A 6,620-nucleotide genomic window follows, 5' to 3' on the forward strand; every position below is an offset into this window, starting at 1 on the left:
GTGAAACTTTTCCTCGGGATGGGCGACCCGAAAGCGGACTACAGGGACAGCGTGGCACAGGTTCGCATGAAGTAACCCGCCCTCCAGACTGGACCCAGCGAGGAGTGGACGGCGTTCCTTTTTGATCGTATGCAGCCATTCGTGCCGCGCCGCGCGTCGATGCGATGCCAGAACGCGTTGCGCTCATCGGCGAGCGGGTCGGCTTCCGGGTCGAGCTTGTCGCCGACTGGCGCTTGTCGACAGCATCGTTCGCCTGACCAGATCTGACGACGCTGCCCTATATGCAGCCTTCGTCCAGAAGCGCATCCACGTGTCGCACATCCTCGCAGGATCGCAGAGAGCGCCGGGCCACTCGCTAGCAAACAAAGTGCCTATTACGACTGACTTAGACGTATCTTGTCTTCAGTGTGGGTAAATAGACTCCCGGTGAGCGACGCAATCTCTTCCTCTCCCCAGATGGCTTTGGTGGCTATGATGGGCACCATCGGCAGATTGGATTCCTCTGCGAATGACCGTCCCTCTTTTAGCGCCGTAATCTCGTCATCCCGTCTGGCGATGCGGCTTTCCAGATTTGCGATGCGCTCCGTCAAAAAGTAGCGCCCGACCAGGAAGCCTCCACCTCCAAAGAGGACCGCGAACGTAGCAAACGCTATTGGGTTAGCCAGCACCAGCGCCGAGTTGATTTGTAGAAAATCGATTAGGTCCTGCATCCTTCACATCCTTTCAGTTCCTCGGCAGCTTATGAATCTCCAGCCGAACCGGCCCTCCCCGCTCGCAACTCGTGCAGAAAAGTGCCCTTTCGACCGTGCTGAAGAGCGCGTCCCTGCCATAGCGCCTGATGAGGGCCGGCGCCTTGACCTCCGCATGATGCGAGCAATTTCTGCACCAGGCCCGTAACATGGTGCCATTTGCGGAGATCGCTCAGCGATACGTCCAGCCCGGCATGTATGCTGCCCTCTACGATGGTCTGCGGCGGCACTGTCGGCTCGCCGGGCGTGATGATCTTTTCCATCACATGCCGGCTGTTGTAGTGGATCAGGAGCATGCCGGGTCGACGCCGGATGGCGGTTTGCCAGGCCGCTTGGCTGACAAATGAGTCCGGCGATCGACAGATGGTCTCGATCAGCGTCTTCTCCTCCCGATCCCAAACCTCGATCCGGAAATTGTCTTCCCCCGTGTTTGCCATGGCTAGGGTCGGGCCTTGTGCCAGCCGCGAGAAAAGCCATTCGAGACTGCTGCCCGCGCCAAGGCAAGTTCGCGCTCAAGTTCGGCATTTTTGACGAGCACGTTCAGCAGGGCAATCACGGCATCGCCACCTGCCGCAGCTATGGCCTGATGAGCAAACAGTTCCAATTCGGACATATCTTCGCCGGCCGGCTCGTTTTGGCGCTTTTTCATAACCCTTTCCTGGTCGATCCGGTCAGAAATAAGGAACATATTCCTCGCCAGTCAAGACGGCCTTGACTCTTTTGTTCTCATTTTGTTCACTATCGGCAGGATAGCCACAGGAGGCGGTCATGGACCTGCTTTTTAAACTCAGGGGAGCATCACCCGAGGAAAAGCAGCGCGGGTAGAGGCTGCAAAGGCGGGGATCGAGCGCGCCAGCATCACGGCGGAAGAAAGCCGCTGACGGCTGGGCGGCGAGCTGAACTGTCCGCAATCAGACAAAGCCTTGAAGGCCGCCGCATGTTGACCGAAAGTCGCGTTGGACAGAGTTTCAGGGAGGAATTCTCGATGACTCGCTCCTTTCCCACAATCACGGTTGAAACAGTCGCCGAAGCCTACGTTCTCTCCAGAGGCAAGGCCCGCTTCCTGTCCATCGGACAGGCAATCTGCGCCATTCGGAAACTCATGCCGGCCTGCAAGGCGACCGACCACGAGTTGGAGGAGATATTGGCGGCGGCGTGCGTGATTCACAGTGTGCCCGTCGCTTTCGACGCCAAAACAGCCGATGGCGCATGGCTCCATTCGTAGGGCCGGAGATGCTCGGGCAAGCGCGGCAGCCTGCCGCATCGGACGATCACCAAGGGATTGTCCGCTGCCTCATCGACAACATATCTTTGCACCAGTGGTCTTCATTGCCCTGATGCATGGGATCTGAGATCTCCCGCTTAGTCCTCGTCCCCAAAATCCTGCAGCGAGGCGTGCCAAAGGTCTTCCTCCCCACGTAGGTGCTTGATGCGGGCCTTGATGCCTGGCTTGACCCACTGCGTTGCCGGCCGCTTTGGCATGTCCTTGGGTGGTGGCCCGGCGTGTTCCTGCACTCGTTTCCAAAGCCGCTCCCGCATCTCGCGATTGACGCTGACAAACGCACTGCCGCGGCCATCAGAGCAAACGCGGGCTTGCCCCTCTCGCGTTCAACGCCAAGAAGTTCAAACTCGCTTTCGGTGAAGGATTTTGTTTTCAGCCAATTGGTAGTCGGGCCGCTGCGATATTTGCTGTCTCGGCGCTTCGATACCATCCCCTCCAGGCCGGCCGCGTCGATCAGATGATAGATCGCATTAGCCTCGCCCGGCATGGTCTCACTGAACTGGATGCGGCTATCAAACCCTGTAAGGCCGGCCAGGATTTCCCGCCGATCCTCAAATGCCATGTCGCGCAAGTCGTGGCCGTTGAGATGCAGCAGATCGAACGCGACGAAATAGAGGTCGTGCTGGCGCCTAGTGATTGCCTTGCGCAGCGCGGCAAAATCCGAAAGGCCAGCCTCATTCAAGACGACGACTTCGCCGTCGATGATGGCATTCTCGACGTCCAGCGTTCGCACTGCCGCAGCTAGGTCGCGGTATTTGGAGGTCCAGTCAAGTCCGCGGCGGGTGAAAATCCGAGCGCCGCCGGCGTCGATGATGATCTGGGAGCGGTAGCCGTCGAATTTGGCTTCATGCATCCAATCATCGCCTTGGGGCGGCTTGGCGACTAAGGTAGGCATCATCGGAGGAATAAATTCTAGCCGGCCGCCGGCACTCACTCGTTTAGGCACCAAATTGACTCTAGGCTCATCCGATTTGACAGCCAGAGGAACGGAACGTGACCATTTTACTAAATTAGCAATGATGCATGAGAGGCTTATGGTAGAACTCGCCGGCGGACACGCCCACCCCCCGCCGGTAGGCCCGGCGGCCGGTTGCACCCCGCAGCGGGCTGTCGGGCCGCTCGAACTTAATGAGTGGAGCGTAGCAACCCCTCCTCCTCGGCAGCGGCCTCGAACGCCGTTCTTACGTCGTCGGGCGTGCGCTCGCCTTTAATGAGAGCGACGCAGGCCTCGATGGCCTCCTTCCACTTAGGTCCCCGCTTGGTCCACTTCATGAGTTCCGCCGCGGCACCCTCGACATTCGTACATACGTAGGTGAGCCCAGGTCGGTCGGTTCCGATGTAGACCGGAGGGTGAAACCAATGGATACCCATGAGGGTGCCGCCGCCGTTTTCGCCTGAGTTAAGAACGGTTGGACCGCCAGCCATGGCTGCCTCTCCTACCTCTGAATTATCATTGGCCGGCAAACGGGACGGGCAGCACTCGGTTCCGCCGCTGGGCTATGGTCCGACATGCGGTAAGACTGAAGTCCTTGCGTGAAGAACAGAGGGCTGAGGGCCGGCAACCAGGACCTTACCACTGCATTGGTATTCGGCCGCCGAGCAAAGTCCCTTCATCGGTGGTTCACCGAGTGCCCGCTGTTTGCCCCCGATCAGCGGACACCCGAAATGACCCCTGACAGCGGAGAGAACTGTGACCCTTATCCAGAGCAGACAGAACGTCGATGAGGTCGCAGGGCGACCCGCAAACGACAATCAAACCCCTAACCCAACGGATTTCTCGGTGATTGATCTCGTTTCGTCGAGCGACGACGAGGTCGTTGACATGGTCAGGCGAACAGAGCGCCTGGCCCTTGCCGTGATTATAGTAATGGCGATCTTCCTGCTCTTTGCACCGGTGGTCTTTATTGCCCTGAGGTATGGAATCTGAGATGTCCCGATTAGCGCCAGTAACTTCCACCAACAGAGAATAGGTTGAGAGAGAGGGACATTGCAGCGTGTCACTTTCTGGAGAGATTGAAGCCGGGTTGGTTGTCCAGCGCCTCGACGACAAAGGATACGGCAATCAAATCATCGGCAGGGATTCTGCCCTTGCCGTCCTCCATGACGGCTGCGACCTTTTGAAAGGTCTTCAGTTCACTTTCGGTAATCCGGGCGCCGCGCATCCTCTCATTGAGGTCGGCCACGCGCATTCGCAGCGCCTGGGACGCTCCAATCTCACGGTTCGACATGATGATCAAATTCCTCCCTTGATGGCTTCCCGCCGCACCTTTCGGCACGGCGGGCTGTCCTCCCAGTCGCTTTGGCCATTCGATGATTTTGATGATCTTGCGTGTGCCCGGGTCAACGACAACGGTTCGGTTGTCGACGACAACGGTGCGGTATTTGGTGTTGGGGACTTCATGAAGTTCGACGGTTTCGGGCAGGGTTGAGCCGATATTGAGCTCCACTCCAAGGATTTTCACCGATGCGAGCGGCTGCTTCTTCACATATTCCCTGATGACGGTCTCCTGTTCAGGCTCGATGATTACGTCCTGAGCAGCAGCGGCGCCGATGCCTGCCAGCAGCAGAAATCCCGCAGCGAAAGGTGAAAGATGCATTTTCTCATAATGGGGCTCCTTGCGTGAGTTCCGCTGAACGGCTCGTCGCGCCAGCCCCACCCAACCTCAGGCGGCCGCAAACGTTCCTTGATTGGGCTTCGGTCTACTTAAAGTAGGACCTAAGTCTGACCTTGATGTCGCAAAGGACGACGACGGGGTGCAGCCCGGAACCGCGACTGCCGGCACCCGTTGTCGCCATGTGCTCACAGGGAGAGAGACCATGGAGAATAGTGTCCACCAAGCTCGCTGGTTACTCGCTCCGGTGTTCGCCGTATCGATCACGTTCCTGGCGATAGGAATCATTGTTAGCTAGAGGCACCCGATTTGAGATCCGCGCAGCTAAGTCCCTTCCTGCGCTGATAAGCGACCACCCGCCATTCCTCGATTTGGCGGGTGGTCCGCAATCCCGGCTGGCCAAGTCCGCCCAGGCGAGGCCCGTCAGCGGTTCAAATTCTCGAGGCGAGATCACCTCACAGCAGGTCTTCGGCAACCCCGTCGAATTTCCTAAGGCCTACGCTTGGAAGCTTCCGCTTAAGAAGGCCCTGTTCTCTCGCGGCCGCCTTGAAGGCGGCGAACGCGGCTTGTTGGGTGCAGTGTCCGGCCAGGCATTCCTCGATCATTCGGATTGCTTCAAGTCGGGATGGCTTTTGCATGAATGGCCATGGTTGCTGAAGCGCCGTCTCAGCATCAGGGATCGACGCAACAAGCATCGATCTGTGATTCAGGTAGATTGTAATCGGTATAAACGCCGGCATCTTTGGTCGCGCTCCAGAATTGAAGAGGCTAAACGCGAAGACAATGGCGGTGGTTGCATGAACGTTCGTCGGGGCTGGCCGAGCGCATCGGCCGGCTCTCGCAACGCGAGGGTGACCACCTCGTCTGGCAAGGCCAGATCAAGGACGGCAAGCCCTATCTCGACCGCGTCGGCAACCCGGCCCGTATCCTGCTCAATCTCACGGAACATCCCGACTACCAGATCCGACGCGACGAAAGTTTCTGTGACGACCCCCGGTGCATCGAGCCGCACCACTACAGGGTGATCCGCGAGCGGAAATTCAAGTACGACGACCAGCCCTCAACACCGTGGCGCGATCCCCGCAACACCAGCTCGTTCTCCGACCGAGAACTGGAGGAGATCGAGAAGAACGTCGAGCTCCTGATTGCCAACGAGACAACGGACGAGGATCTCAGCGTCTTCCCGCCCCGCATCCGGGACGAGATCCTACGCCGCGCCGGGAACATTAGCAGTCGCTAACAGTTGGGTGGGACCAGTGGGCCCACCTCCGCTACTCCCAGCCCGCTGCAGATCGGGCCGCCGCCCGATCGGCCCGCGCTCGGAGGAGGAGCGCGGGTTTATGGTGCCGCCACTGGGGCCCTTATCTTTGCGTTCGCCAAAGTCGCCGATTGGATGAAGTGCATTCCACCGGAGCTTTGGCAGTGTCAGGCTTCATGCTATTTTGCCAACTCTTTCGTGGAGATGAGTGCCGTGTCGCAATTGGCAACTTTGCTGCTGGGATCATGGCGGATGATTTCCTGGACCTATGAGGTCCTTGTATCCGGCGAAGTCAGAGACGCTTTCGGAAAGAAACCCAGAGGCGTTATCACCTATGCTGCGAACGGCCGAGTGATGGTCCTCGTGCTTAACGAAGATCGCATTGCACCCAACGATCTTGTCCCTACTCCCGAAGAAAAGATCGGACTCTACGATACGATGTTTGCCTATGCGGGGACATACACGGTCGAAGAAGATCGAGTTATTCACCATATTGACATGAGTTGGAACGCGATGTGGGAGGGCACCCAGCAAGTCCGTTTCATCGATACCGACGGTCAAAGGCTGACTTATAAATCAGCGCCAGCGAAAAACCCCCTTGACGGTCGCGACTGCATTCACACCGTCAGGTTCGAGAAGATCGTTTCGCCTCACTAAAATGTACAACGCGCATCAAAGACGTCTCAGTTTGAGCTTCGGCTCACGACCCGTTCCGGTCG

At 58.2% G+C, this 6,620-nt stretch carries 10 protein-coding genes and 1 pseudogene; 3 read left to right on the forward strand and 8 right to left on the reverse strand.

Annotation, left to right across the window (positions count from 1 at the left end):
• Nucleotides 1–374: 374 nt before the first annotated feature.
• The 6 genes from AC0L2Z_RS34550 to AC0L2Z_RS34575 all read right to left on the reverse strand — a co-directional run bounded on the left by AC0L2Z_RS34550 (nucleotide 375) and on the right by AC0L2Z_RS34575 (nucleotide 3,456).
• The gene (locus tag AC0L2Z_RS34550) at nucleotides 375–710 is read right to left on the reverse strand and encodes a hypothetical protein (protein ID WP_287208253.1); all 336 of its coding nucleotides are present in this window, start codon (nucleotides 708–710) and stop codon (nucleotides 375–377) included.
• A gap of 29 nt (nucleotides 711–739) precedes the next feature.
• Complete coding sequence (locus AC0L2Z_RS34555; protein ID WP_473630537.1) at nucleotides 740–1,186, reverse strand: hypothetical protein; 447 nt, start codon at nucleotides 1,184–1,186, stop codon at nucleotides 740–742.
• A gap of 2 nt (nucleotides 1,187–1,188) precedes the next feature.
• The gene (locus tag AC0L2Z_RS34560) at nucleotides 1,189–1,398 is read right to left on the reverse strand and encodes a hypothetical protein (protein ID WP_473630538.1); all 210 of its coding nucleotides are present in this window, start codon (nucleotides 1,396–1,398) and stop codon (nucleotides 1,189–1,191) included.
• Between the two features lie 138 nt (nucleotides 1,399–1,536).
• Nucleotides 1,537–2,013, reverse strand: coding sequence for a hypothetical protein (locus AC0L2Z_RS34565; RefSeq protein ID WP_473630539.1), 477 nt, complete (start codon nucleotides 2,011–2,013; stop codon nucleotides 1,537–1,539).
• Between the two features lie 7 nt (nucleotides 2,014–2,020).
• Nucleotides 2,021–2,884, reverse strand: coding sequence for an ATP-dependent DNA ligase (locus tag AC0L2Z_RS34570; protein ID WP_473630540.1), 864 nt, complete (start codon nucleotides 2,882–2,884; stop codon nucleotides 2,021–2,023).
• Between the two features lie 272 nt (nucleotides 2,885–3,156).
• Nucleotides 3,157–3,456 (reverse strand): DUF982 domain-containing protein, encoded by a 300-nt coding sequence (locus AC0L2Z_RS34575; RefSeq protein ID WP_473630541.1) that lies wholly within the window; start codon nucleotides 3,454–3,456, stop codon nucleotides 3,157–3,159.
• 265 nt (nucleotides 3,457–3,721) lie between these two features.
• Between AC0L2Z_RS34575 and AC0L2Z_RS34580 the strand changes: the two genes are divergently transcribed.
• Nucleotides 3,722–3,958 (forward strand): hypothetical protein, encoded by a 237-nt coding sequence (locus AC0L2Z_RS34580; protein ID WP_473630542.1) that lies wholly within the window; start codon nucleotides 3,722–3,724, stop codon nucleotides 3,956–3,958.
• Between the two features lie 379 nt (nucleotides 3,959–4,337).
• On the opposite strand, the pseudogene AC0L2Z_RS34585 reads toward AC0L2Z_RS34580, so the two are convergent.
• Together AC0L2Z_RS34585 and AC0L2Z_RS34590 are read right to left on the reverse strand one after the other, a co-directional pair.
• A pseudogene (locus AC0L2Z_RS34585) lies at nucleotides 4,338–4,628 on the reverse strand (DUF1236 domain-containing protein); the annotation flags it as partial.
• Nucleotides 4,629–5,098: 470 nt separating this feature from the next.
• Nucleotides 5,099–5,383: a DUF982 domain-containing protein gene (locus AC0L2Z_RS34590; RefSeq protein WP_473630543.1), complete on the reverse strand. Its 285-nt coding sequence runs from the start codon at nucleotides 5,381–5,383 to the stop codon at nucleotides 5,099–5,101.
• 53 nt (nucleotides 5,384–5,436) lie between these two features.
• On the opposite strand from AC0L2Z_RS34590, the gene AC0L2Z_RS34595 reads away from it, so the two are divergent.
• Both AC0L2Z_RS34595 and AC0L2Z_RS34600 read left to right on the forward strand, forming a co-directional pair.
• A complete protein-coding gene (locus AC0L2Z_RS34595) occupies nucleotides 5,437–5,883 on the forward strand; it encodes a hypothetical protein (protein ID WP_473630544.1) in 447 nt (148 codons plus the stop codon).
• Between the two features lie 231 nt (nucleotides 5,884–6,114).
• Entirely contained in the window at nucleotides 6,115–6,558 is a 444-nt protein-coding gene (locus AC0L2Z_RS34600; RefSeq protein WP_473630545.1) for a lipocalin-like domain-containing protein, read from the forward strand.
• Nucleotides 6,559–6,620: the final 62 nt, after the last annotated feature.

This window comes from Mesorhizobium sp. WSM4850 (assembly GCF_055811735.1).